23 protein-coding genes are annotated in these 22,692 nt (G+C 34.0%); 8 read left to right on the top strand and 15 right to left on the bottom strand.

What is annotated here, in order from left to right:
• The first annotated feature begins 35 nt into the window (after window positions 1–35).
• Both AC1QSP_RS10905 and AC1QSP_RS10900 read left to right on the top strand, forming a co-directional pair.
• Window positions 36–506: a hypothetical protein gene (locus tag AC1QSP_RS10905; RefSeq protein ID WP_484078711.1), complete on the top strand. Its 471-nt coding sequence runs from the start codon at window positions 36–38 to the stop codon at window positions 504–506.
• Window positions 507–534: 28 nt separating this feature from the next.
• Window positions 535–1,128 carry a hypothetical protein gene (locus AC1QSP_RS10900; protein WP_484078710.1) on the top strand — a complete coding sequence of 198 codons (594 nt, stop codon included), beginning with the start codon at window positions 535–537 and terminating at the stop codon, window positions 1,126–1,128.
• Between the two features lie 172 nt (window positions 1,129–1,300).
• Here AC1QSP_RS10900 and AC1QSP_RS10895 read toward each other — a convergent pair whose 3' ends face one another.
• Together AC1QSP_RS10895 and AC1QSP_RS10890 are read right to left on the bottom strand one after the other, a co-directional pair.
• Window positions 1,301–1,894, bottom strand: coding sequence for a hypothetical protein (locus AC1QSP_RS10895; RefSeq protein ID WP_484078709.1), 594 nt, complete (start codon window positions 1,892–1,894; stop codon window positions 1,301–1,303).
• Window positions 1,895–2,086 (bottom strand): hypothetical protein, encoded by a 192-nt coding sequence (locus AC1QSP_RS10890; RefSeq protein ID WP_484078708.1) that lies wholly within the window; start codon window positions 2,084–2,086, stop codon window positions 1,895–1,897.
• Between the two features lie 300 nt (window positions 2,087–2,386).
• Here AC1QSP_RS10890 and AC1QSP_RS10885 point away from each other — a divergent pair, with 300 nt between their 5' ends.
• Window positions 2,387–3,364: an IS110 family RNA-guided transposase gene (locus tag AC1QSP_RS10885; protein WP_484078707.1), complete on the top strand. Its 978-nt coding sequence runs from the start codon at window positions 2,387–2,389 to the stop codon at window positions 3,362–3,364.
• Between the two features lie 78 nt (window positions 3,365–3,442).
• On the opposite strand, the gene AC1QSP_RS10880 is transcribed toward AC1QSP_RS10885, so the two are convergent.
• The 6 genes from AC1QSP_RS10880 to dprA all read right to left on the bottom strand — a co-directional run bounded on the left by AC1QSP_RS10880 (window position 3,443) and on the right by dprA (window position 10,821).
• Entirely contained in the window at window positions 3,443–4,594 is a 1,152-nt protein-coding gene (locus tag AC1QSP_RS10880) for a cystathionine gamma-synthase (RefSeq protein ID WP_484078706.1), read from the bottom strand.
• Between the two features lie 256 nt (window positions 4,595–4,850).
• Window positions 4,851–6,056, bottom strand: coding sequence for an IS256 family transposase (locus AC1QSP_RS10875; RefSeq protein WP_225539945.1), 1,206 nt, complete (start codon window positions 6,054–6,056; stop codon window positions 4,851–4,853).
• Between the two features lie 62 nt (window positions 6,057–6,118).
• Window positions 6,119–6,637 (bottom strand): hypothetical protein, encoded by a 519-nt coding sequence (locus AC1QSP_RS10870; protein ID WP_484078705.1) that lies wholly within the window; start codon window positions 6,635–6,637, stop codon window positions 6,119–6,121.
• Window positions 6,637–7,359: a DNA repair protein RecO gene (gene recO / locus AC1QSP_RS10865; protein ID WP_484078704.1), complete on the bottom strand. Its 723-nt coding sequence runs from the start codon at window positions 7,357–7,359 to the stop codon at window positions 6,637–6,639. The genes AC1QSP_RS10870 and recO overlap by 1 nt, the downstream gene beginning before the upstream one ends.
• Window positions 7,359–9,668, bottom strand: coding sequence for a type IX secretion system anionic LPS delivery protein PorZ (gene porZ / locus AC1QSP_RS10860; protein ID WP_484078703.1), 2,310 nt, complete (start codon window positions 9,666–9,668; stop codon window positions 7,359–7,361). Before porZ ends, recO begins: the two co-directional genes overlap by 1 nt.
• Before the next feature lie 55 nt (window positions 9,669–9,723).
• Window positions 9,724–10,821, bottom strand: coding sequence for a DNA-processing protein DprA (gene dprA / locus AC1QSP_RS10855; RefSeq protein WP_484078702.1), 1,098 nt, complete (start codon window positions 10,819–10,821; stop codon window positions 9,724–9,726).
• An 87-nt stretch (window positions 10,822–10,908) separates the two neighbouring features.
• Here dprA and AC1QSP_RS10850 point away from each other — a divergent pair, with 87 nt between their 5' ends.
• Complete coding sequence (locus AC1QSP_RS10850; protein ID WP_484078701.1) at window positions 10,909–12,105, top strand: HU domain-containing protein; 1,197 nt, start codon at window positions 10,909–10,911, stop codon at window positions 12,103–12,105.
• 66 nt (window positions 12,106–12,171) lie between these two features.
• Window positions 12,172–12,699, top strand: a complete 528-nt coding sequence (locus tag AC1QSP_RS10845; protein WP_484078700.1) for an acyl-CoA thioesterase — start codon at window positions 12,172–12,174, stop codon at window positions 12,697–12,699.
• A 29-nt stretch (window positions 12,700–12,728) separates the two neighbouring features.
• Here the strand turns inward: AC1QSP_RS10845 and AC1QSP_RS10840 are convergent, their stop codons facing one another.
• From AC1QSP_RS10840 to AC1QSP_RS10825, 4 genes are read right to left on the bottom strand one after another with little or no spacing between them, the layout of a single operon-like run.
• Window positions 12,729–13,124, bottom strand: a complete 396-nt coding sequence (locus AC1QSP_RS10840) for an acyl-CoA thioesterase (RefSeq protein WP_322971283.1) — start codon at window positions 13,122–13,124, stop codon at window positions 12,729–12,731.
• Window positions 13,105–14,106 (bottom strand): Gfo/Idh/MocA family protein, encoded by a 1,002-nt coding sequence (locus AC1QSP_RS10835; RefSeq protein ID WP_322971284.1) that lies wholly within the window; start codon window positions 14,104–14,106, stop codon window positions 13,105–13,107. The genes AC1QSP_RS10840 and AC1QSP_RS10835 overlap by 20 nt, the downstream gene beginning before the upstream one ends.
• Before the next feature lie 3 nt (window positions 14,107–14,109).
• Entirely contained in the window at window positions 14,110–15,771 is a 1,662-nt protein-coding gene (locus tag AC1QSP_RS10830; RefSeq protein ID WP_484078699.1) for a DUF6909 family protein, read from the bottom strand.
• Window positions 15,772–15,779: 8 nt separating this feature from the next.
• Window positions 15,780–16,358 (bottom strand): DUF3109 family protein, encoded by a 579-nt coding sequence (locus AC1QSP_RS10825; protein WP_322971286.1) that lies wholly within the window; start codon window positions 16,356–16,358, stop codon window positions 15,780–15,782.
• A gap of 73 nt (window positions 16,359–16,431) precedes the next feature.
• On the opposite strand from AC1QSP_RS10825, the gene AC1QSP_RS10820 reads away from it, so the two are divergent.
• From AC1QSP_RS10820 to rsmI, 3 genes are read left to right on the top strand one after another with little or no spacing between them, the layout of a single operon-like run.
• Complete coding sequence (locus AC1QSP_RS10820; protein ID WP_484078698.1) at window positions 16,432–18,174, top strand: 1-deoxy-D-xylulose-5-phosphate synthase; 1,743 nt, start codon at window positions 16,432–16,434, stop codon at window positions 18,172–18,174.
• Window positions 18,175–18,219: 45 nt separating this feature from the next.
• Window positions 18,220–18,711, top strand: a complete 492-nt coding sequence (locus tag AC1QSP_RS10815) for a DUF4252 domain-containing protein (RefSeq protein WP_322971288.1) — start codon at window positions 18,220–18,222, stop codon at window positions 18,709–18,711.
• Between the two features lie 16 nt (window positions 18,712–18,727).
• Complete coding sequence (gene rsmI, locus AC1QSP_RS10810; protein WP_484078697.1) at window positions 18,728–19,405, top strand: 16S rRNA (cytidine(1402)-2'-O)-methyltransferase; 678 nt, start codon at window positions 18,728–18,730, stop codon at window positions 19,403–19,405.
• A 60-nt stretch (window positions 19,406–19,465) separates the two neighbouring features.
• On the opposite strand, the gene recJ is transcribed toward rsmI, so the two are convergent.
• The 3 genes from recJ to AC1QSP_RS10795 all read right to left on the bottom strand — a co-directional run bounded on the left by recJ (window position 19,466) and on the right by AC1QSP_RS10795 (window position 22,654).
• Window positions 19,466–21,166 carry a single-stranded-DNA-specific exonuclease RecJ gene (gene recJ / locus AC1QSP_RS10805; RefSeq protein WP_484078696.1) on the bottom strand — a complete coding sequence of 567 codons (1,701 nt, stop codon included), beginning with the start codon at window positions 21,164–21,166 and terminating at the stop codon, window positions 19,466–19,468.
• A gap of 64 nt (window positions 21,167–21,230) precedes the next feature.
• Complete coding sequence (locus AC1QSP_RS10800) at window positions 21,231–21,980, bottom strand: uroporphyrinogen-III synthase (RefSeq protein ID WP_322971291.1); 750 nt, start codon at window positions 21,978–21,980, stop codon at window positions 21,231–21,233.
• 8 nt (window positions 21,981–21,988) lie between these two features.
• Window positions 21,989–22,654, bottom strand: a complete 666-nt coding sequence (locus AC1QSP_RS10795; protein WP_484078695.1) for a DUF4271 domain-containing protein — start codon at window positions 22,652–22,654, stop codon at window positions 21,989–21,991.
• Window positions 22,655–22,692 lie beyond the last annotated feature (38 nt).

Raw genomic sequence — 22,692 nt, 5'->3', positions numbered from 1 at the left:
AAGAATTTCGTACCAACATTTAAAAAAACAAAATTATGATACGCTATTGTTTACTTCTTATTCTTGTTTTCTTTTGGAATTGTACCCCAGATACCAAAACAAATGACGGTTTTATTAATGAAACGGCACCGTCATTAATGGATACTGTTCCTGCAAAACACAATTATGACAGCTTAGTGGTAAAGAACAAAGATATCTTACCCTTTTCTCCTACTGTAAAAAAGATTACGGCTCTTGCAGAGAAAAAAGAAGGTGAAAAATTTACACTGTATTTTGATGTAACCACGCAAACCAAAGCATTTGTAAAAATTATCACTGAAGATGAGTTGGCTAATATTCGTTTAAATCAAGTCATTACACCTGATCAAGAATCGGACGGTCCTTTTGGAAAAGAAGCTGAATTTCCTTTATATCAAGGGGGAACCTATCAATTAGTATTTGCAGAAAGTTTAATGCAAGGGAATCCATTTCAAGGAAAATTTAAAGTCGAAATTGAGTTAAAATAATTACTTTTACGCATCAATTTTACCATAAATGAAGGTTCAACCATTTTTCATCTTATCTCTTATCGTATGGTCACTATTATCTAGTTGTGAGCAAAATGCTACACCAAAAATTTATCCTTCTAAAAAAGGAGTAGATTCTGCATATGCTGACTTATTGAAAATAAAAAAAGTAGAAGAAAAAGTACGAGATGATCAAGCGAAAACAAAAACGCAAGTCGCTAAGGTAAAACCTCAACCTAAAAAAACAGTAGCTCCATTGCCTACTGTGGATAAAATTGTGCCTTTCAGTCAAGATAATACGCGTGATACGTTAAAAATCACATATGCAAAGGCTAAACAAACAGTCATCAAAAAACCAGGTCAAACCAATACGTTTGTCTTTAATTCGGATACTGCGAAAAAGGTTGCAATTAAACTTTCAGCAGCCGATACGTTAGCCAATATTCGAATCAATCACATCAAAGGACCTGTTGATTCGATAAAGGGTGGTCCTTTCGGAAAAACCTTAATTTTTGATTTACCGGCTAAAGGAAATTACAATTTCTCTGTTTCTGAAAAGCCGACGATTAAAACACCTTACCAAGGGGAATATCAAGTGGAGTTACAATTGCTTTGGAAGTAGAGTTAATTTGATAATTTGATAACTAACTAATTTGTGAAATTGTCAAGCTAAACTTGTTTCTGCTTCTCATCCAATTATAATGTGATCCTAAAACGAGTACAGGATGATGGCTATGTTCTAACGAATATTGTCAAGCTAAACTTGTTTCTGCTTCGCATGCTACATTACTAATCTATCTGTAATACAATCGATAATTAATCGCGTGATTTTTTAAAGGACTTTGTTCCAACAATTGTTCATTAGCTCCATAAAATAAAGTTGAAGCTGATTTCGTTTCCACCAAATCGAAATACCCATTTCCTTCTGGACAAAACGGATTATCGTAATGGGTTTCGTAACCAATGATGAAGTTTTGAGCTTGTTTAGGATTTATCTTTAATCGTACAGGAAAGATATATTTACCTGCATAATCTTTATCCACTTCAAACCATTTTTCATCAATCAGACTGATCTTAGAATCTTTATTTTCAAGAATTATCGGTTTGAAATAATAGTATTCGTTGCAATAATTTTTCTTCTTGATTTTGGATTCAAATAGAATTTCAATTGCTATTATTTCAATTACATCTTCATCAGGTAAATGTAGGGTAGAAAATACTTTGATTCCGTAGGTTGTATGATCCGTTAAACGACGAATCTTCTTATACTTTGGTCTAAACTGTTTGTATTTAGAAAAATCCATTAAATTGATTTCATTCAAATTAATGGTGTCATTGGTTTGTCCAAAGGTGAAAACTGAAAGTAGAAAGAAAACTAAAAATCTCATCTAACCTTTCTTTTCCAACTCTTGACGCAGCTGTTTTAATTCTTCTAGAATTTGTTCATTTTGACGTTCTAAATCTTCCATTCGCTCAGTATTTCTAAAAATCTTATCAAAACGAACAAAAATTAAACGTATAAAGATAAACACGATAACGATTAAAATGATACCGAATATATTTCCAAAGATGTTTTCCATTGGCCAAATATAAGAGAATATTTTTGCTCACTGGATCAAACTGAACTCGTTTCAGCTTCTCATTCAATTAGAATGCGATCCTGAAATAAATTCCTTTAGATTTGAAAATCTTAAATTGTAGTATAAAAAGAAGAGAAAAGAGTTTGAGTACACTATAACGAGCTCAGAGCTATATAATCTCATATTCTGATTAAGACTCAACTCTTTCTTATCAAATTCTCAAATAGAAATTCGGGTTAAAAACCCATTAGTAAGGAATCGAGTTATTGATAAGTTTCTCTTCTCATTAAATTCAAATTTATGGAAAAAATTGTTATCGGTATTGATGTGAGTAAATTAACTTTAGACATCTGTATTCAAGAAAATGGAGTGAATCGTTTTGAAACTATTGCTAATACTGAAAAAGCTATCAAATCTTTTTTCAAACAATTTGTTAGGAGACAAAATGTTCTAATCGGAATGGAGAATACTGGAAGATTTAATGCTCTTCTTTACAATGTATTAATTCATCATTCTTTTGCCGTTTATGTTATCAATCCTTTGCATTTGAAAAAAAGTATGGGTTTAGTTAGAGGTAAAAATGATAAAATTGACAGCGAACGTATTGCTGTATTTTTACTAAAGAATTATATGGATCTTGAGCAATGGAAACCTAATTCGAAAGTCATTGAAAAAATAAAATTATTGAATGCAGAAAGAAAACATCGTGTTAAAATAAGAGCTGGATTATTAGCTCAAACACAAGATAAACAATTCTTAAAATCAATTATGGATAAAGCTGTTTTACGTTTAAACTCTAAGCTTATAGATGTCTTAACCAAACAAATTAATGAAATAGAAAACAGAATCTTTCAGTTAATTAGCGAGGATGAACAGCTTAATAACCATTATAAAAGAATACAATCAATTCCTGGTGTGGGAAAAGTTTTAGCATTTAATATGTTGATAAAAACAGATGGCTTTACAACCATAAATACACCCAGGCAAATGGCTTGCTATGCTGGAATAGCTCCTTTTGAACATCGCTCTGGAAGTTCCATTTACTATAGAGCTCGAGTTTCAACAATGGCTGATAAAGAACTTAAAAAGACCTTGCATTTAGCTGCAATGAGTGCTATTCGACTGGAAAATGACTTAGCTATATATTATCATCGTAAGGTTGAAGAAGGAAAAAATAAAATGTCGGTTTTGAATGCTGTTCGAAATAAAATTATTCATCGAATTTATGCGCTAATTAAAAATCAAACGATTTATAAAAATAACTTGGTTTTGTCATAGAAATCAGGATGACAAAATTTGTATAAAAAAATCCCAAATCAAATAATTCGGGATTTAAGAAATATTGTGATTAATCAATTAGATTAAGTTTAAAACTTGTTCTAAATCTGCTAATAAATCGTCGATGTCTTCGATACCCACTGATAAACGAATTAAATCATCTGTAATACCGATCTCCGCACGTTTATCAGCCGGAATAGACGCGTGCGTCATTGTTGCTGGGTGATTTGCTAACGATTCAACTCCACCTAAAGATTCAGCTAACGTGAATACTTTTAAGTTTTCTAATAATTTGAACGCATCTTCTTTTTTACCAGAAGTTAATGTGAAAGTTACCATTCCACCAAAATCTTTCATTTGCTTTTTAGCAATTTCATGTTGTGGGTGATTCTCTAAACCTGGGTAATATACGTGAGCAATTTTTGGATGAGCATCTAAGAAACGAGCGACTTTCATTCCATTTGAACAGTGACGATCCATACGAACGGCTAAAGTTTTGATTCCACGTAACACTAAATATGAATCTTGTGGTCCTAAAATTCCACCTGTTGCAAATAAATTGAAGTGAACATCAGTTGCTAATTGCTCTGAATTCACGATAATAGCTCCAGCCACTAAATCCGAGTGACCTCCTAAATATTTTGTTGCTGAGTGCATCACGATGTCTGCACCTAATTCAATTGGACGTTGTAAATAGGGAGAAGCAAACGTATTATCGACCGCTACTAAAACATCAGCTTTTTTCGCTTTCGCTGCATCGTTGATCGCTTTAATATCCACCACTTTCATTAACGGGTTAGTTGGTGTTTCAATCCAAACCATTTTTGTATTGTCGTTGATTAAAGCAATCGTTGCATCTACATCTGTCATATCTACGAAATGGAATTTTAATCCAAATTTTTCGTAAACACGTGTAAATAAACGGTAAGATCCTCCGTATAAATCGTCCATCGCGATGATTTCATCACCAGGCTTGAATAATTTTAAAACACCATCGATTGCTGCTAATCCAGAACCAAAGGCAAAACCTGCTACTCCACCTTCAATCGATGCTAAAGCATTTTCTAAAGCTGAACGTGTTGGGTTAGCACCACGAGAATATTCGTATCCTTTGTAGTCTCCAGGAGAGCGTTGTGCAAATGTTGATGTTTGGTAAATTGGAGTCATAACCGCTCCTGTAGATGGGTCATGGTGTTGACCACCGTGTATAGCTTTTGTATTGAATTTCATGTTGTATTCTTTAAAGTATAGCAAATATATGGAGTTTTATTTATTCTAAGTTTTAAAGTATTGTTAGAAATTAGTTTGAAATATATTTGGATTGAAACCTAATCTCATCCACCACATAAATTTTAAAAAATGAAGGTTTAGTTGTGACGATGGCGTGATTTTTATTTAAATCTACATTTTCTAATTGCTCAAATGAGTTTTTATCCGACACTGTCCAAAATTTTGTGTAAACATATTTCAGATGGGTTTGACTATTTTATAGTTGAACCCTTTTTTCAAATATAGCTAAAAATTGATTTAAAATTAATCCCCAGTTTTGAATTGGTTTTGTCCATTTTTTGGATATCTGCATTAAGGATAAATATACCGATTTTTTAAGCGCATCATCCGTTGGGAAAACCATCTTATTTTTAGTGTATTTACGGACTTTTCCATTTAGATTTTCAATTAAATTAGTGGTATATATAATTTTTCTAATTTCTACCGGAAAGTCAAAAAATACGGTTAATTCGTCCCAATTCTTTCTCCAAGATTGTATTGCATAAGGATATTTTTGATTCCATTTTTCTGCAAAACGATCTAATTCATGCGCCGCCATTTCTCTGCTTGTCGCATTATAAATTAATTTCATATCCGAAGTAAACTCTTTTTTATCTTTCCACACCACATATCGAGCTGAATTTCTGATCTGATGAACTACGCAAATTTGCGTGTTTGTTTGAGGGAAAATATTGCTAATTGCTTGTGTAAAACCATGCAAATTATCGGTTACAGAAACCAAAATATCTTCCACACCACGAACTTTTAAATCTGTCATTACACCTTGCCAAAAAGCAGCAGACTCGTTCTCTCCAAGCCACATTCCAAGGATTTCTTTGTATCCTTCACGGTTTAGACCAACGGCTAAATAAATAGTCTTATTTATCACTTTTCCGGCTTGTCGAACTTTAAAAACGATACCATCCATCCAAACAATGCAATAAACCGATTCTAATGGACGGTTTTGCCAATCTAATACTTGCTGATTCACTTTATCGGTGATGATAGATATCGCAGAAGTAGAGAGTTTATAACCATATAATTCGTAAAGTTCCGATTCGATATCCGATACACTCAGACCTTTAGCGTATAGCGATATCACCATATTTTCGACTGAAACTGATTTGGATTGATGCTTTGGAACAATTATAGGCTCAAAACTACCCTCTCGATCACGTGGAACTTCTATTGTAGATTCTCCGTATTCGCTTTTTATACGTTTGGAAGTAGTCCCATTTCGTGAATTAGAATTATCACTTTTTTCATTTTTTGAATAGCCTAAATGTGCTTCAAGCTCGCCATGGAGCATGGCTTCTAATAATTCTGAATGGAGTTCTTTTAGTAATTTACTAAGGTCTTCTTGCGTTTTAACGCCTTCTAATAAACCTTGATCTTTGATCATTTTGCCGACAGATTTCTTCATAACAAACTGTGTTTTATAAATGTAATTAAAAAAAAAATAAAGGTGAGTTATAATAACCCACCCTATTTTATGTTTACACAGTTTTTTGGATACTGCCTTTTATCCAAATCTATTGATTCTTCATGCCCTTTAAAAAGTATTTTAACATTATAGTAATCACCTCCTCTTCGATATCTTCCTTTTTTGAATTCTATAATCTCGCAATTTTCTATTTCAATTGAATCCTCTGATGCTTTTGCAATTATATATTTTATTCCAAAATAGCTTAATGCAGAAAAGAAAAAAGCAAATAAAAGTGAGATTAAAATTGTGGATGTTAATTTATTCTCTTTAAATAAATATTTATTTATAATTGGTAGCGTAAGAATCATATAGATGATCAAAGCATTTAAGAAATAAAAAGCAAAATAATACCAATATTGAACATTAAAAAGTTTAATCTCATCATGATGAATCAACAAATACAAGACAACACCATATGCTATGAATATAAGTGTAGAATATTTTTCTGCCTTTTTGTTACTTTTTTCTTCTTCTATTCTCTTTCTCTTACCAACAGAATCATTAATATTTCTTCCCATCAACTAAACAATTCGTGTAAGACTTGTAATGAATTCGGTTTCTTAAAATTATTGGTATGGATTTGATAATACTTCACCAATATTTCCAATAATAAGCCACGTTGCTGCTGATTGAAATGGTTCTTCGTTGTTAAATCGAAAGGGGTATTTAAGAGTCTTTTGAACAATTCTGTCTCGATCGGATTTAACATATTAATCGAAGAATTGGTTTCCGAAAAGAAGCCGTTTTCTAAATCAAACAACATTGCTTTTTCATTATCGTCATTCGGATAAAATCCTAAAAAGTGGGTGAGATTCATCAAGAAAACCAGATGAAAATCGGCAAAATCTTCTTTCTTCTCATCAAACAAAATCAAACTTTGTTTAATGAATTGATACAAATCGCTGTTCTGTTCTTCCGCTTTTAGAATCAAATTTAAAAGTTCAGCTAAGAAGAAAACGATAGCTGACTTCACCGGATGAAAATGCAACGATTCGTAATAATAAGCCGTTTGCGCTGATTTTAAAAAGACCAATTGTTGGTCGTTATTTTTAGGTGTATAGGCAATGTCGATCTCGTTTAACGGAAAATAAATGGATGTATTTCTTTTCTTTTTCGAAAACACTCCTTTGGCTATAAAAGATTTCAAGCCTAATTGTTCGGTATAACAACGAACAATTAAGCTTGTATCTCCATATTTTAAACTTGATAAAACAATTGCTTTTGTTTCGATCACTTTCATTATCGCACGACTGCTATTTTAATGGTTTTGGTTTCTGTTCCATCCGCATTGGTCATTAATACCAAATATACGCCTGATGCAACGTCTTTCCCCTTACTATTTTTGGTATCCCATTCTACAATTCCTCCATTCGCTTTTGCTTCGTAAATTAAATTACCCGTTACATCTGTAATTTTTACCGAAGCACGATTCGGAATATTTTTAATGATTACTTTGCCCTTAAACCCCGGTCTTACTGGATTTGGATAAGCAATCACCTGATCAAAATTATCTCCAACATCCTGCACATCTCCATTGAATACCACAACCCCTTTATCCGTCGCAAAATAGACTTTACCATTGGTATCATCAATCTCGATGTCATTAATAATATCTGAAGGCAAAGGCGAATTTTTAGAAGTAAAATGATAAATGGTTTGTTCCCCATTATCCGAGACATAATAGGCCCCTGAGGTATGCGTTGCAATCCATTTACGATTAGCCTTATCTACTTTTATATCATTCACTCGAATTGAAGTTAATAATGCTTCGGGAATGCCATCTTGAATGATAACAATTGGTTGAGTTCTCAAATTACCTGTTTCTATTGCGGTATCTCCACCACTAAGCACTGTAATTCCTAATTGTGTTCCGATCCATACCGTGTTGTTTTGATCTATAGCTACCGATAAAACCGCATCATCGTATAGCTCTGCATTCGCCTTCGTTAAAGTCGCAACTTCATTCATATTTTTATCCAACACTGTTAGCCCACCAGCACGCGCATTAGGATACCAAATATAATTGGACGAAAATTCAGGAGATAAGGCATTGGATGCCGAATTTTTATAGACGAGTGATTTTTTCCAAGTATTGCCTTTTCGCTCGTAATAGTAATTGGCACGATCGTTATAAGCACCGTTAATTTGTGGCCACGAAGTACCTAAATATAAATTCCCATTCTCATCAAAAGAAGCACTTGCCGAACGAAACATCCATTCCAATGGTGAGACGATATGATTTAACGAATAAGTATTATCTTCTAAATGAAACTCCATTACTCCAATACGATTATTGTAACTCCAACTGGTCGCTTCGAAATAAGGTACGGCAACAAAATGATTATCGTCTTTAGGATTGACTGTAATTCGGATAAAATCTTTTGCATTATACATTTCCGCACTTTTAAAATGCTTCCACTGAAATTTATCGAAATAATAAAATCCATCGGAATTACTAGTAGGTTCGTTAAAGTAATTTGCTCCTCCTGGAGCAATCCAAACTTTTTGATTTTTTACCGCTAACCCTACCGATTTATTATTATAGGGACCATCGGGTTTATATCCTTGAGGATCTTGATAATATTGAGCTGATAAATCAAAATCAATTAAACCAAACCGGGTACTTCCACCGTAAAATTTATTTTGATGGATGTATCCCGTATTAAATTCCATGGTTAATTCGGCCCCACTCTCATCACGGTAACGAATATTTTTTGTGGTGATTTGACCAGAAGGATTCATAAAATTGACGCGATTTTTCTGAGCAATAACTAAACCTTCATTTGTCGCCTTTAAATCCATTAAATCGGTAAAGACTCCGATATAATTTACTTGTTCAGAAGCAGATCGCTTATATAAATCACTCCAATATGTATAATACAATTCATTGTTGAAAACTTCTAGATGCTTGACTTGTGCACCTGCAGATCCTGTCAACACTTCCCACACATAGAAATTGGGAAAATTAGTTCCATTGACCAAAGGATAATGATAGATCCCCGAATCAGTCGCTGCATATATTCTGTCGTTAAAAAACACAACTTTATTTACAGCTTTGTAGTTTCCGCTATCATAAAAAAATGTAGTTTCTAAGAATTCTTTTTGGCTTAAACTATATGATGCAATCCCAAATTGACCCGCAATAATAGCTATATCGCCTTGAATGGAGATATCATTGATCTTTTTAGAACCTGAAAAATTATTCCATGGAATATCAAGCACCATTTGAGCTTCCCCATTAATCAATAAATCCATGGCTCCACTTTCATATCCTATTAATAAAATGGATTCATTCGCATCAAACGCCATAGCAGTGATTCCAACATTACTTAAAATATTGGTCTTATTGTATTTAATCCATTCATCTTGTACCCCCGATGTTTCGTAAAGAAAAATTCCATTTTCTGTGGCACAATACAATGCTTGATCGATTTCTTCAATAAAACGAACATCAGCATAAGAAAATAAATCGGCCCATCTTCCTTTTGTTGATTGAGCAACAAGTGTTGATAAAGGCAACAAGATGAATAATAAAATGTACTTCTTCATAATTAACAAAAATACTGTTAATTATAACTTTTTTTTCGATTAAAAATTGTAAATTTTAAAGGGATAGTTCGAAAAACTTTCCGGGCAATGGACGAATCACTTGTTTCAACTCCAAATCCAATAAAATAGGCATCAATTCATAGGTAAATAATTCCATCGCGATGGCGATTTGATCAATATGCATTTTACCATTAGCTGTGATGATTTCTACCAATTGTTGTTCGGTTTCAGATAAATCTAAAAACAATTCCAATTGCTGTTTTTGATGGTTTTTATTCTTTAAATTTAAATGATACAAGAGATCTTCTGAAGATTCAATCAAATAGGCTTGATGCGTTTTTATCAGATGATTGCATCCTTTACTCAACGGATCTGTAAATTTACCAGGTACGGCAAACACTTCCCGATTGTATTCATTTGCAAATTTAGCGGTCACCAAGCTTCCTCCTCTAGAATCTGATTCTACGAGAACGGTCACGTCGGATAAGCCAGCAATGATTCGATTCCGTAGCAAGAAAAATTGAGGATGAATTTCATTCCCTGATGGTTGTTCCGAAATCCAACCTCCTTGATCCAACATGGCTTCTGCTATACTTCGATGTTGGGAAGGATAAATATGGTTGAGGTGATGCGCTAATACAGCCCAAGTTGGAACTTGATGATGTAAGGCTTGTTTGTGTGCCTCAATATCACATCCATACGCTAAACCACTGATGATGGAAACGTCATATCCTTTCAAATCATCAATCAATTGAGTGATAAATTGGCGACCGTATGGTGTCATTTTACGTGTACCAACAATCGCTATTTTTTTAGATTGCTCTAAAATTGCATTTCCTTTTGAAAATAATACAATAGGTGCATCCACACATTGATTCAATAATTTTGGATAATCTTCATCCAAACGCGTCGTTATTTTTATCCCACAGTTTTGGCAAAATTCAATTTCTTGATCGGCTAAATCCAAATAACGTTGCTGACCAATTTCTTCGATTCGTTTAGTGCCAAAATTAGGAAGACAGGCTAGCTTCTCTTTGGCTTGAAACCATACCGCTTCTGCACTTCCAAAGTGATTGATTAAATAAAAAATGCGATAATCGCCTAAACCTTTGATGAAAAACAAGGCTAAAATGTATCTTTGCTCTGAATTCATAGGAATAAGTTAATCATTTTAGGGTTAAAATGTACATTTTTAATTGTTTAACTTAAGAATTCAGAAAAAAATGTTAAATTCGTTGTTATGAGGTTAGAACAGTATATTCATCAATTACTATTTCAGCACGATTGTGTAATCGTACCGAAATTTGGTGCATTTATATCGCATCCAACAAGTGCTTCAATTAACCCTGAGGATCATACGATCACTCCTCCATATCATACATTAACCTTTAATTCATCATTGACAACGAGTGATGGAAAATTGGAACAATGGTATGCTTTGATGGAAAAGGTTAATACGACTAAGGCTTCTTCCCTATTAGAAGAAGATGTGAACGATTGGCGAACACGTTTACAGAACGGTGAATCGATCGTAATTGATAAGGTTGGATTGTTGAAAAAGAATGCTGAAGGTAAGGTAAACTTTGAACCTCATACTACCGATTATTTCCTTCCAGAAGCCTTTGGACTGAAAACAATCAAACCTAATTTAATTCTTAATACCGCTGTGGAAGAAGAAGTTGTGGAACGCAAAAGAAATTGGTCTTCTGTTTTAGCAGTTGCATCAATTATCCCCATTTTAGTGGGAGGATATTTTTATTTTAATACGCCTCAAAATGTACAGAAATATGTGGATCATCAATGGAGTGGAATTGTTTTACCTGCCATCCAAGAAGCTGCTCCAAATCTTCTAAATTCTTCTACACCAATTGAAAAATTAGATCAAAAAGAAGACATTATTCACAATTTACCAACCACAATCGGTAATCCTTTAGCGTACGTTAAAGCTGGAACTACCATTTCATTACCTGCTCAAAATCCAACCGATTCAGTAGAAAATGATGTGCTTTCTCGCTATGAAATTACTGTGGTTGAAGAAAAACAATTGAATAACGAAGAAAAAGAAGTAAAAGCCATTATCCGAAATTCGACAGCTGACGCTAAAGTCGATGCGAAAAAAGAACCTTCAAAAGTTGATGCAAAAGCAAAAGAAGAAACGGCTACAAATAAGGATAAAAAAGTAGCTGATGCCATTCGTATCGATGCCAATCCAAAGAAATATCAGGTGATTGCATCCTCTTTACGCCGTGCGGAAGATGCTGATCGCATGTTGCGTTTTCTTGAAAGTGAAGGATTTAAAAACGCAAGTATCGTTTATGTTAAAGGACGTTTTTATTATGTAACGTTTGATAGTTTTGATACGATGGAACAAGCTTCTAAATATTTGAATAAACTTCATTCCGATCGTCCAGATGCTTGGATAAGAGAACACAAATAAGAGAATTTTAATAACTCAATAATTTTCAAGACCTTTGCTAATTAATCGTAACAAAGGTCTTTTTTTATGTCTAAAACAAAAACCCCGAAAGAATCATTAGCAGTAATGACCAATTTGGTTCTTCCCAATGACAGCAACCAATTGAATAATATGTTTGGAGGAGAATTATTAGCACGAATGGATAGAATATCTGCTATTTCTGCTAAAATGCATTCTGGGAGCTTACAAGTGGTAACAGCAAGCGTAAATCACGTCTCTTTTAATCAACCCATTCCTTTGGGAAGTACGGTTAAATTAGAGTCTAAAGTGACCCGCGCATTCAAAACTTCTATGGAAGTATATGTTGATGTGTACATCTACGATTATAATCAAGAAACGTTTACAAAAACAAATGACGCCATCTATACTTTCGTAGCATTAGATGAGAACAATAAACCCGTGGAAGTACCCGAATTGGTACCTGAAACAGAATTGGAAATAGAACGATACAATGCGGCATTACGTCGTAAACAATTAAGCTTAGTTTTAGCTAAACGAATGAAACCAAGTGAAGCACACGAATTAAAAGCCTTATTTGAGGATCATGAAAATTAAAAAAAAGCCACTCGTCCGAGTGGCTTTTTTTAATTTCTATTTTGTAAACGATCTTTTACATATTCAACCTTTGTTTTTCCATGTGGAAATGGTCGACCATGTTCGTCTAAATTAACCATGGTTATATTCTCCACAGTAATGATTGTTTCTCTGGTCATCATATTACGTACTTCACAACGTAAGATTAAAGAGGTACGCCCAAATTTTACGACGTCTATCCCAATTTCTATAATATCACCTTGTAATGCTGAAGACATAAAATTAATTTCCGACATGTATTTGGTTACAACATGAGGGTTTTCTAATTGCACCACACTATAAAGTGCAGCTTCTTCATCAATCCAAGCCAACAAACGACCTCCAAATAACGATCGATTGGGATTCAAATCTTCTGGTTTTACCCATTTACGAGTGTGAAACTTCATAATTCTTAATGCTATTTAATTTTTCTTGATGGGCAAAATGATTGGCATCTGTAATAAATTTCACCAAATCAACGGCATGCTCTCCATCTAAAATCGATGGATTATGACGTAATAAGGCATCCGAAACTTCTGTAATTGCCGATGGATGAAAGTTCTTTTGTTCGGTAGAAACATTCTTAGAACAACAGACATTTTTCAGATCACTATACAGCATTTGATTCAGGTATTGATCGCCAATTTTTACCGTGCCTTTTTCAGCTATGATGGTGATGTTCGATTCAAAATTTTTATTAAATACCGATGTCGTATATGTCATATGACCTACCGCTTCCCCGGCATTGAAGTCAACATAACCACTGTCATCAAATTCTGTTACATTTTCATGTGAAAAATTAAAACTTCTTGATCCGATACAAGTAACCTCATCAAACCAAAAATTAAGAATATCCACAAAGTGTGAAAATTGTGTGAATAATACTCCACCATCCATATCCTCTGTACCATGCCATTCTCTCAGTTTATAGTAATTTTTATTTCTGTTCCAATAGCATTGAACATTCACCATGTGTATTTTTCCTAAAGCATTATTTTCCAACAACTTTTTAACGTATTGTACTACTGGTGAGAAACGCAATTGCATTGATGAAAATACACGTAATCCTTTTTCTTTCGCTACGGCTAAAATTTCTTCCGCATCTTCTACATTTAATGCAATTGGCTTTTCAATAAAAACATTTTTTCCAGCCTTTAAACAACGGATAGCATGTTCACGATGTAATCCATTGGGTGTAGCAATTACCACGACATCTGTTTCCGTATCTTCTTGTAAGAAGCTCTCTAAAGCGGTATAGGTTTTTACCCCTAAATCAGATGGTAATTCAAAATCAATAATTGAAACTAATTGCGCATTTTCTGATTCTAAAATGGCTTGTTCATGAACTTTACCAATATGTCCATATCCAAGGATGGAAAAGTTTTTCATATTTTATTTTATGATTTTTTCTAAAATCTTTTGAGTGATTAAGTAAGTCGGTTTTACACCTGTTAAACCTAATCCACCAGAAGCTAATGTACTTCCTGTTTCTAATGGGTTATCTGATGCATAATAAGCATACATCACTTTTACATCTTTGTCGATATGATGTCTAATTTTTGACGCCACTTGAATCGCTTTATGATAATGAGCACCTTCCATCTCTAATCCAATCGCTTGGAATGATGAATTTTTAAAGTATTCTAAAATGTCTTTGTTTTGTAATGATGTCCCTAAAACTGATATCATTGGCCCTTCATAAACGCCTAAACCACATCCTTCAAAATCTGCTGCAGTTAATTCGTTATCAAAGAAATAATTATCTGTTGTTCCTTCAAATACATGTGATGTTGCCACCATTAAGTCACCTTTTACACCTTCTAAAATTCCAGCTTTCCCCATAATGGCTACCGATTTCACATTCATTTTGAAAGATACTTCTGGTGATTTATATGGTTTTAAAAGCTCATCCATCGCTTCGAATGCTTGCTCTCCAAAAGCGTAATCCATGACAATAATGACATCATTGTCTTTGGCTTTGGCATAAGAGAATGCAGTGTTCTTTAAATCAACTTTCGCTAAATCGATAATTTGCACATCGATATTAGTACCGGATTGATCTTTAATGTAAATTAAGCCCTGTTTTTGTACATATTCATGTAACTGATCACGCATTAATTTATTGTTAGAAGCACTTAAATCTTCGTAGATTTCAACCGAATCCGCTTTGAATTTTCGTTTCAAGGCTTCATGTGCATATAACATATTCGATACCGAGTGCATGTTAGCACTGATGATATGAATATTCTTTTCTTGTAAATTATTGGCAAATAACTGACGTTTAATTTCATTCGCCCATTTTTCCCCAATGACATGGTGTCCAATCGACTCACGTAGGGTTGAGGTAAATGTAATTTCGCGTTTTTTGATGCCTAAACGATCTGCTTGGCTTGTCATTCCCATCCAATAAACCGTTTTAAAGAATTTATCCGGTTCGTCAGCTGTACTGAAGTAAGCGTGTATTCCTTGTGTTTCTTCGAATGTACGTCCCAATATCGTCGATAAATGCATTAATGCCACCTCACGATCTTTACGCGTTAATTCTTTTCCAGAAACCACAATATCTTCGATAATTTCCCACAAACGATTTTTTGTTAAGGTTTGATTATCAAACGCACGATTTCTAATTTTATCGGCTTCGTTAAATAAGAACGTTAAGTGCGTTAAAATATCATAGATTTCTGAACGACCTCTTGAGATTTCAATATTCATTTGATCATCATCAATGCGGTAACAGAAACGACGTCTTTTTGCCGGAATAATCGGCGTGAAAATCGAACGATCATATCCTTCATCCGCTGTGAAAGTGATAAATGGAGTTTCAACAATTCCATCAGGTAATCGGTCTAAAACATACATTAATCCACTTAATTCCACTTTATTAGGATCCGTCATTGAACCATAGATTTCTGGTTCTAATTCGTATAATAAATTTCTTAAAATCTTACCAGGACTTCCTGAAATACGATAAACGCCACGGTGAAATAAGTGGCGCATTGAAATATATAATCTTTCGATCGCGTCTGTCGATCTTCTAGCTCTTGTTATTGACATAATTTTTGTTACTTTTTTTGGTTGTTTAATTCTGTTTGAACTTGCATTAATTCTTCATACCATTCTTCTCCGAATTTTCGAATTAAAGAATCTTTCGCAAACGTAGCAACGTTTACTTTTAATTCCTTACCTAAGGTACAAGCATCTGAACAAATATCCCAAACATCATAGTTAACGGCAGTGAAATTTGAATATTCCTTAATACGGACAGGGTATAAGTGACAAGAAATAGGCTTTTTGTAGTCGATTTTTCCATCTTCATAGGCTTTCTCTATCCCACATTTCGAGAAACCATTTTCTTCAAATACCAGGTAAGCACATTCGCGATTGTTGACTAATGGAGTAACCCATTCACCATCTAAATCCATGGCGTATTTTCCTTCGTTCTCAATCACCTCGATTCCTTCTGGGCGTAAATAAGGTTTTACATCTTCGTAGATATCGTCCAAAATAGAAAGTTCATCCTCGTTTAATGGTGCTCCGGCATCCCCTTCTACACAGCAAATTCCTTTACATTTATTCAAGTTACACACAAACTCCTCACTAAGCAATTCAGCAGAAACTAAAGTCTTTCCGATTTGGAACATAATTTTATCTATTTTTTGTAACCGACAAAGATACGACGTTTTACTCAGAAAAATGTAATTTTGTGAAAGAATAATGGAAAGACTCATCAACAAAATCAATCATCCTAAAGAACTTAGGAAACTAAGCCGCGCTGCATTGCCCGGTTTAGCACAAGAAATTCGTGATTTTATTTTAGATACCTTAAGTACTAAACCAGGCCATCTTGGTGCTAGCTTAGGGGTCGTTGAACTTTCTATTGCATTGCATTATTTTTACAATACGCCTGAAGATTTATTGATTTGGGATGTTGGCCATCAATGTTATCCCCATAAAATTCTTACCGGAAGAAGAGAAGCCTTTGATACGTTACGTCAAGAAAACGGATTATCTGGATTTCCAACGCGCGAAGAAAGTGAATTTGATGTGTTTGGAACGGGACATTCTTCTACATCAATTTCTGCCATTGTAGGAATGGCAACAGCAGACCAAATTCATGGGGTTAATCGCCAACATATTGCTGTAATTGGTGATGCTTCTATTACATCCGGAATGAGTTTAGAAGCACTCAATCATTTGGGGGCAACTGACTTGGATGTTTTAATCATTTTAAATAATAATTCGATTGGTATTGATCCTTCAGTCGGTGGATTAAAACAGCATTTTAATCAATTGACAAATAAGGGGCATTCGGTTTTCGAAGACTTTGGACTTCAAATGATCGGAACGGTTGATGGTCATGATTTTGATGCACTTTTTAATGCATTTGAAAGAGCAAAATCCATCAAAGGACCAAAGGTCATTCACTTAAAGACCATCAAAGGAAAAGGGTACGAAAAAGCCGAATTAGATCAAGTCAAATGGCATGCTCCTGGATTATTTGATAAATCCACAGGTGAAATTACTCAAGTAGTGAAAGAAAAATCCTTTCAAGATGTGTTTGGCGAAACCATGATGGATTTATTAACCTACAATCCACAAATTGTAGCCATCACACCCGCAATGGTGACAGGATCCAATTTGGTCAAATGCCATCAAAATTTCCCAACTCGTGTCATCGACGTCGGAATTGCAGAACAACATGCTGTAACCTTTGCGGCCGGACTTGCTACTCAAAATATTGTACCTTATTGTACCATTTATTCAACATTTCTGCAACGAGCGTATGACCAAGTGATACACGATGTCGCTTTGCAACATTTACCTGTTGTTTTTTGTATTGATCGTGCAGGAATTGTGGGGTCAGATGGTGCAACTCATCATGGATATTTTGATGTATCCATTTTAAATGCGATACCTCATCTTATTCTGGCTGCGCCAAGTAATGAAAAAGATTTCAAAAACATTTTATATACCGCCCAATTTACACAACAACCATTTGCTATTCGTTTCCCTAAAGATGAAATCGAAAAATGCAATGATGCATTTGACTATGAAAAAATTGCTATTGGCACCTCTCATCGATTGACAGAAGGTCATAAAATGGCAATTTTAAGTACAGGTCAATTCACACCTAAGCTTAAGCGAATTCTTAAGAAAAATCAGTTGGAAAATGAAGTCTGTTTAATTGATTTTCCATTCATCAAACCGTTAGACATTAAAACGATCAAAATTTTAGCCCTTAAATTCAAGGTGATTGTAACCTATGAAGATGGCATTTTGAATGGTGGTTTTGGTGAAAGTGTCCTACACATCCTGAATGAAGTGCAATACAAAGGTAGTTTTAAAATGAATGGTTACCCTAATCAATTTATGGGACATGCTTCGATACAAGAATTGTATCGTCAAATGAAATTAGATGATGCCTCTATTTTAGCCTTTATTCAATCGTATCTCTAATCTTGGAACAACAATTGTTTCCATCAAAATAAAAATACTCAGAACATGAAAAAAATAATTCCATTACTGATCATCTTTGGATGGGCTCTATCAGCTTGTTCACCGACAAAAAACTTAGACGAATTTTATTCCAAATACGATAAACGTGCAACTGTTATTCCTTTACCTTCTTTTGCGGTAAACTTAGCCAAAAAGAAAACAGATGCTAAAATTCTAGAGTACGTTAAGTCTGCAAAAGTGTTTGTTATTTCGAACGCTGGAAAAGGAAAACAAAATCGCGTAATCAAAGATTTGCTTTCAGCTACAAAAGGCGAAAATTTTGAACAAATGGTGAAATTAAAAGTCAAACGAAATAATCTGAGTGCCTCTTATTTAGAAAACGAAGGAAAGATCAATAAACTTATCTTAGGAGTGAATGGCTTAAGCAATGTTTTAGTCATTGATTCGAAAGTCGATTTAACAAAAGACGAGCTAGAACGTGCGTTAGAAGATATTGATTTGTCGGATTTAGAAGAACTAACTGATATTTTAAAGTAGTTTGTATCTTTGCGCTATGAGTGGTAAATTATATTTGGTTCCTACACCAATTGGAAATTTAAAGGATATGACTTTTAGAGCAGTTGAAATTCTAAAAGAGTCTGATGTTGTTCTAGCTGAAGATACACGCAACAGTGGAATCTTATTGAAACATTATGAGATTGAAACTCCAATGCGCAGTTATCATATGCATAATGAACATCAAGCAACAGAAGATATTATTCGCCAATTGAAAGATGGACAAATCATCTCCATTATTACTGATGCAGGTACCCCTGGAATATCGGATCCTGGTTATTTATTAGCGAAAGAATGTGTGGCGCATAACATCACCATTGAATGTTTACCAGGAGCTACAGCATTTGTTCCGGCATTGGTTGTATCAGGATTACCAAATAATGAATTTACGTTTATTGGCTTTCTCCCTGTAAAAAAAGGGCGTAAAACAAAATTAGAGAGTTTAGTAGAAGAAAAGAAAACGATGGTCTTCTATGAATCGCCTCATAAAATTGGTCGTACACTAAAGGATTTAGCAGAAACCTTCGGAAATGAAAGAAGAGCCAGCTTGTCGCGTGAAATTTCGAAGAAATTTGAAGAAACCCTTCGCGGAACGTTAAGCGAATTAGCAGAAATTGCAGAAAAGCGAAATTTAAAAGGTGAAATGGTTTTAGTCGTTGAAGGATTTCAAGGCTAAAATATCATTCTTCATCAGAAAATATAAAAAAAGACTTTCAATGGATGTTGAAAGTCTTTTTTATTCTCTGAATCGGATATCTTTAATATTCAATTGCCAAGTTCCTTTGCCTTGCCAATAATTCATCCCAATGGTATACACCATATCGAAAGCACATCCTTCTTGTAGCTTTTTACCAAATTTCCCTAACTTAAATCCAATGGCAGCAAAAGTCGATCGGGTATTTTTTTGATGCACATATAAACGTGCGTGTTCTTTCCCTACTAAACGAAAATCGGTTGCAATTAAATTCGTAGATAAGAAAACAGGTGTCATATTTTCAGGTCCAAATGGAGCCATTCGCATTAACGTTTCTAAAAAAGATTTCGAAATATCATTGAACGAAATTTCCTTGTCAATTTCCAACACTGGATGGAAATGACTATCGTTATTTTCTTGTTTTACAGTTTGCTCAAAGGCTTGTTTAAAAGCTTCAAAATTTTCTTCTTTCAGCGCTAATCCGGCCGCTGCCATATGTCCACCAAATTGCGTCAACAAGTGTGCATTTTTTTCAATGGCTTGATACATATCATATTCTTGAACCGAACGTGCCGAAGCTACTAATTCTCCTTCATTGTTTTTTGTAAACACCAACGTTGGCTTATAATACATATCCACCAATCGTGAAGCCACAATTCCAATTACGCCTTTGTTCCATTCAGGATGATATACAATGGTTGAAAATGTTTTACTTTGATCAATTCCTTTCAATTGTTCCAACGCTTGTTCTGTAATTTCGAGATCTAATTTTTTACGCTCATTATTCAAGGTATTGATATCTGCCAAATACTTTTTACAATCTTCAACATTTTTACTCAACATAAATCGAACGGCCTCCGAGCCATGTTTAATACGTCCAGCAGCATTTATCTTTGGTGCGATTGAAAACACGACATTCGAAATGGTTACATTTCCTTTGATATTGGTCGGAATCATTTGATCAAATCCCATGCGGGGCGTAGTATTTAATCGCTTTAGACCCGAATAAGCTAAGATTCGATTTTCTCCCGTTATGGGAACGATATCTGCGGCAATACTTACCGCAACAAGATCCAATAAAGAATCGATAATTTCAGAAGAAAGTTGAAACTGCTTGATATAAGCTTGTACCAATTTAAAACCAACTCCACATCCACTTAATTCTTTATAGGGATAATGACAACCTTTACGCTTGGGATCTAATACGGCATAAGCATTCGGAATAGATTTATCGGGTAAGTGGTGATCACAAATGATAAAATCAATATTCTTTGAATTGGCATAATCAATTTGCTCATGCGCTTTTATTCCACAGTCTAATGCAATAACAAGGGAAATATTCTGAGCGATGGCGTAATCAATACTTTGGTAAGAAATTCCGTAACCTTCGTTGTTACGATCAGGAATGTAGTAAGAGACATGAGGATAGATGGACGACAGAAATTCGTACATTAACGTGACTGCTGTCGTTCCATCTACATCATAATCTCCAAAGATTAAAATCTTTTCTTCGTTATCGATAGCCCATTTTATTCGAGATACAGCAACATCCATATCTTTCATTTTAAATGGGTCATGAAGTTCTTCTAGTGATGGGTTGAAGAATGATTTTGCAGTATCAAAATCAGTAATTCCTCGTTGAGCTAATAAAATAGCAATGCTTTCAGAAACATTTAACGTGTTTCTTACCTCCTCCACCACTTCTGGTAAAGGTTGCTCTTTTATTTGCCATTTTTTTTCCATCTTCTAAATAGTGTTTATGCTATAAATTTATACCATTTAGAGATAGGATAAAAAAATAAATAATCTATTTTGACTTATTTACTTCTTTTACATATTTATCTAATGCCATTGTCATCGAAGGCGTTTCTTTTGTAGGAACTTCGATATCAATGCGTAACCCCATCTCTTTGGCAGCTTTCACAGTTGTTGGTCCAAACACTGCGATACGAGTATTATCTTGTACGAAATCTGGGAAATTCTCAAATAACGATTTGATACCAGAAGGTGTAAAGAAAACTAAAATATCATATTTTACGTCTTCTAAATCCGATAAATCACTCGAAACTGTACGGAATAAAGTGGCTACTTGCCAGTCCAATTTTAAACTGTCCAATAAAGCAGGAACATCCGCTTTTAAAACGTCAGATGCAGGTAATAAGAATTTCTCGTCTTTATGCTTCTTAAACAAAGGAACCATGTCAGAGAATACTTTCTCTCCAATATACACTTTACGCTTTCTATAAACGATATATTTTTGTAAGTAGAAAGCAATCGCTTCTGATTCACAAAAATACTTCATCGTATCTGGAATCTGAATTCTTAATTCTTCAGCAATACGGAAAAAGTGGTCAATGGCGTTACGACTTGTAAAAATAACTGCAGTAACTTTCTGAAAATCGATTTTTTGCTGTCTTACTTCTTTACCATCAACTCCTACTACTTGAATAAAAGGACGGAAATCAATTTTAATTTTGTGACGTTTCTCAATTTCAAAATATGGAGAATTATCAACTTGTGGCTTAGGCTGTGATACTAATATCGATTTAACTTTCATAGTAATTATTAGATTACTTTACCAAAAATAAGCAGTTTTGCTAATACCATAATTGGCAAAATTTCTAGGGTGCAAAGGTACAAAATATTGTAATACCAAATAGACTTATTATTTGTAATTTGATTCGAATATCTGAAATAAATTTCCCATATTCGGTTAATGCATAATACTCCAAACCAGAAAAACATGATGTATTCTGCCGGTAATTCCGAATAAAAATAAAGAAATCCACTCGTCAATAAAATAATAACATTACGTGCATTGACATAGCTGGAACTTTTCATGAAAAATGAGATGGAACTTTCTTTGTAAAAAACTTTGAAATAAGCCATTTCAATGAATAGTTTTACCATCATAATTGCTGAAATAATCACAAAACAAGCAATAATTCGTAATGGTAAAGAAAGATTATAATTCGCAATCTTCACATCAAAGTGCGATACAATTAGCGTACTGACCAGTACGATCATCAAAATATTGATAATAAAACTAAAAATGGTGGTATTATCATCTGTAAAACTTAAATACTCCGTTTTGTTCTTTAAAGTCTTAAAGTTTTTAGCAAATAAATATTTTGTTGCACAAACAATTAATAAACAAACGATAAGAATAAATAACACTATATCGTTGGTTTCCGGGTTTCGAGCAATGCTAATTAAATCTGTTGCTTTCATAATCTTTTTCAAAAATACAAAACACTATTAATCTAATA

It is taken from the genome of Faecalibacter sp., from assembly GCF_057177045.1.
The sequence above is the reverse complement of the archived record's forward strand: the minus strand, read 5'-3'. Positions and strand labels throughout refer to the sequence as shown.

Bases quoted from the DNA above. Each gene is read 5' to 3' on its own strand.
- AC1QSP_RS10890 (WP_484078708.1), bottom strand. From the start codon at position 2,086: ATGGAAAACATCTTTGGAAATATATTCGGTATCATTTTAATCGTTATC.
- AC1QSP_RS10800 (WP_322971291.1), bottom strand. From the start codon at position 21,980: ATGAAAGTTAAATCGATATTAGTATCACAGCCTAAGCCACAAGTTGAT.
- AC1QSP_RS10850 (WP_484078701.1), top strand. From the start codon at position 10,909: ATGAGGTTAGAACAGTATATTCATCAATTACTATTTCAGCACGATTGT.
- AC1QSP_RS10885 (WP_484078707.1), top strand. From the start codon at position 2,387: ATGGAAAAAATTGTTATCGGTATTGATGTGAGTAAATTAACTTTAGAC.
- AC1QSP_RS10830 (WP_484078699.1), bottom strand. From the start codon at position 15,771: ATGTCAATAACAAGAGCTAGAAGATCGACAGACGCGATCGAAAGATTA.
- AC1QSP_RS10815 (WP_322971288.1), top strand. From the start codon at position 18,220: ATGAAAAAAATAATTCCATTACTGATCATCTTTGGATGGGCTCTATCA.
- AC1QSP_RS10900 (WP_484078710.1), top strand. From the start codon at position 535: ATGAAGGTTCAACCATTTTTCATCTTATCTCTTATCGTATGGTCACTA.
- porZ (WP_484078703.1), bottom strand. From the start codon at position 9,668: ATGAAGAAGTACATTTTATTATTCATCTTGTTGCCTTTATCAACACTT.
- rsmI (WP_484078697.1), top strand. From the start codon at position 18,728: ATGAGTGGTAAATTATATTTGGTTCCTACACCAATTGGAAATTTAAAG.
- AC1QSP_RS10895 (WP_484078709.1), bottom strand. From the start codon at position 1,894: ATGAGATTTTTAGTTTTCTTTCTACTTTCAGTTTTCACCTTTGGACAA.
- AC1QSP_RS10820 (WP_484078698.1), top strand. From the start codon at position 16,432: ATGGAAAGACTCATCAACAAAATCAATCATCCTAAAGAACTTAGGAAA.
- AC1QSP_RS10880 (WP_484078706.1), bottom strand. From the start codon at position 4,594: ATGAAATTCAATACAAAAGCTATACACGGTGGTCAACACCATGACCCA.
- AC1QSP_RS10825 (WP_322971286.1), bottom strand. From the start codon at position 16,358: ATGTTCCAAATCGGAAAGACTTTAGTTTCTGCTGAATTGCTTAGTGAG.
- AC1QSP_RS10875 (WP_225539945.1), bottom strand. From the start codon at position 6,056: ATGAAGAAATCTGTCGGCAAAATGATCAAAGATCAAGGTTTATTAGAA.
- AC1QSP_RS10840 (WP_322971283.1), bottom strand. From the start codon at position 13,124: ATGAAGTTTCACACTCGTAAATGGGTAAAACCAGAAGATTTGAATCCC.
- AC1QSP_RS10795 (WP_484078695.1), bottom strand. From the start codon at position 22,654: ATGAAAGCAACAGATTTAATTAGCATTGCTCGAAACCCGGAAACCAAC.
- AC1QSP_RS10905 (WP_484078711.1), top strand. From the start codon at position 36: ATGATACGCTATTGTTTACTTCTTATTCTTGTTTTCTTTTGGAATTGT.
- AC1QSP_RS10845 (WP_484078700.1), top strand. From the start codon at position 12,172: ATGTCTAAAACAAAAACCCCGAAAGAATCATTAGCAGTAATGACCAAT.
- recO (WP_484078704.1), bottom strand. From the start codon at position 7,359: ATGAAAGTGATCGAAACAAAAGCAATTGTTTTATCAAGTTTAAAATAT.
- AC1QSP_RS10835 (WP_322971284.1), bottom strand. From the start codon at position 14,106: ATGAAAAACTTTTCCATCCTTGGATATGGACATATTGGTAAAGTTCAT.
- dprA (WP_484078702.1), bottom strand. From the start codon at position 10,821: ATGAATTCAGAGCAAAGATACATTTTAGCCTTGTTTTTCATCAAAGGT.
- AC1QSP_RS10870 (WP_484078705.1), bottom strand. From the start codon at position 6,637: ATGGGAAGAAATATTAATGATTCTGTTGGTAAGAGAAAGAGAATAGAA.
- recJ (WP_484078696.1), bottom strand. From the start codon at position 21,166: ATGGAAAAAAAATGGCAAATAAAAGAGCAACCTTTACCAGAAGTGGTG.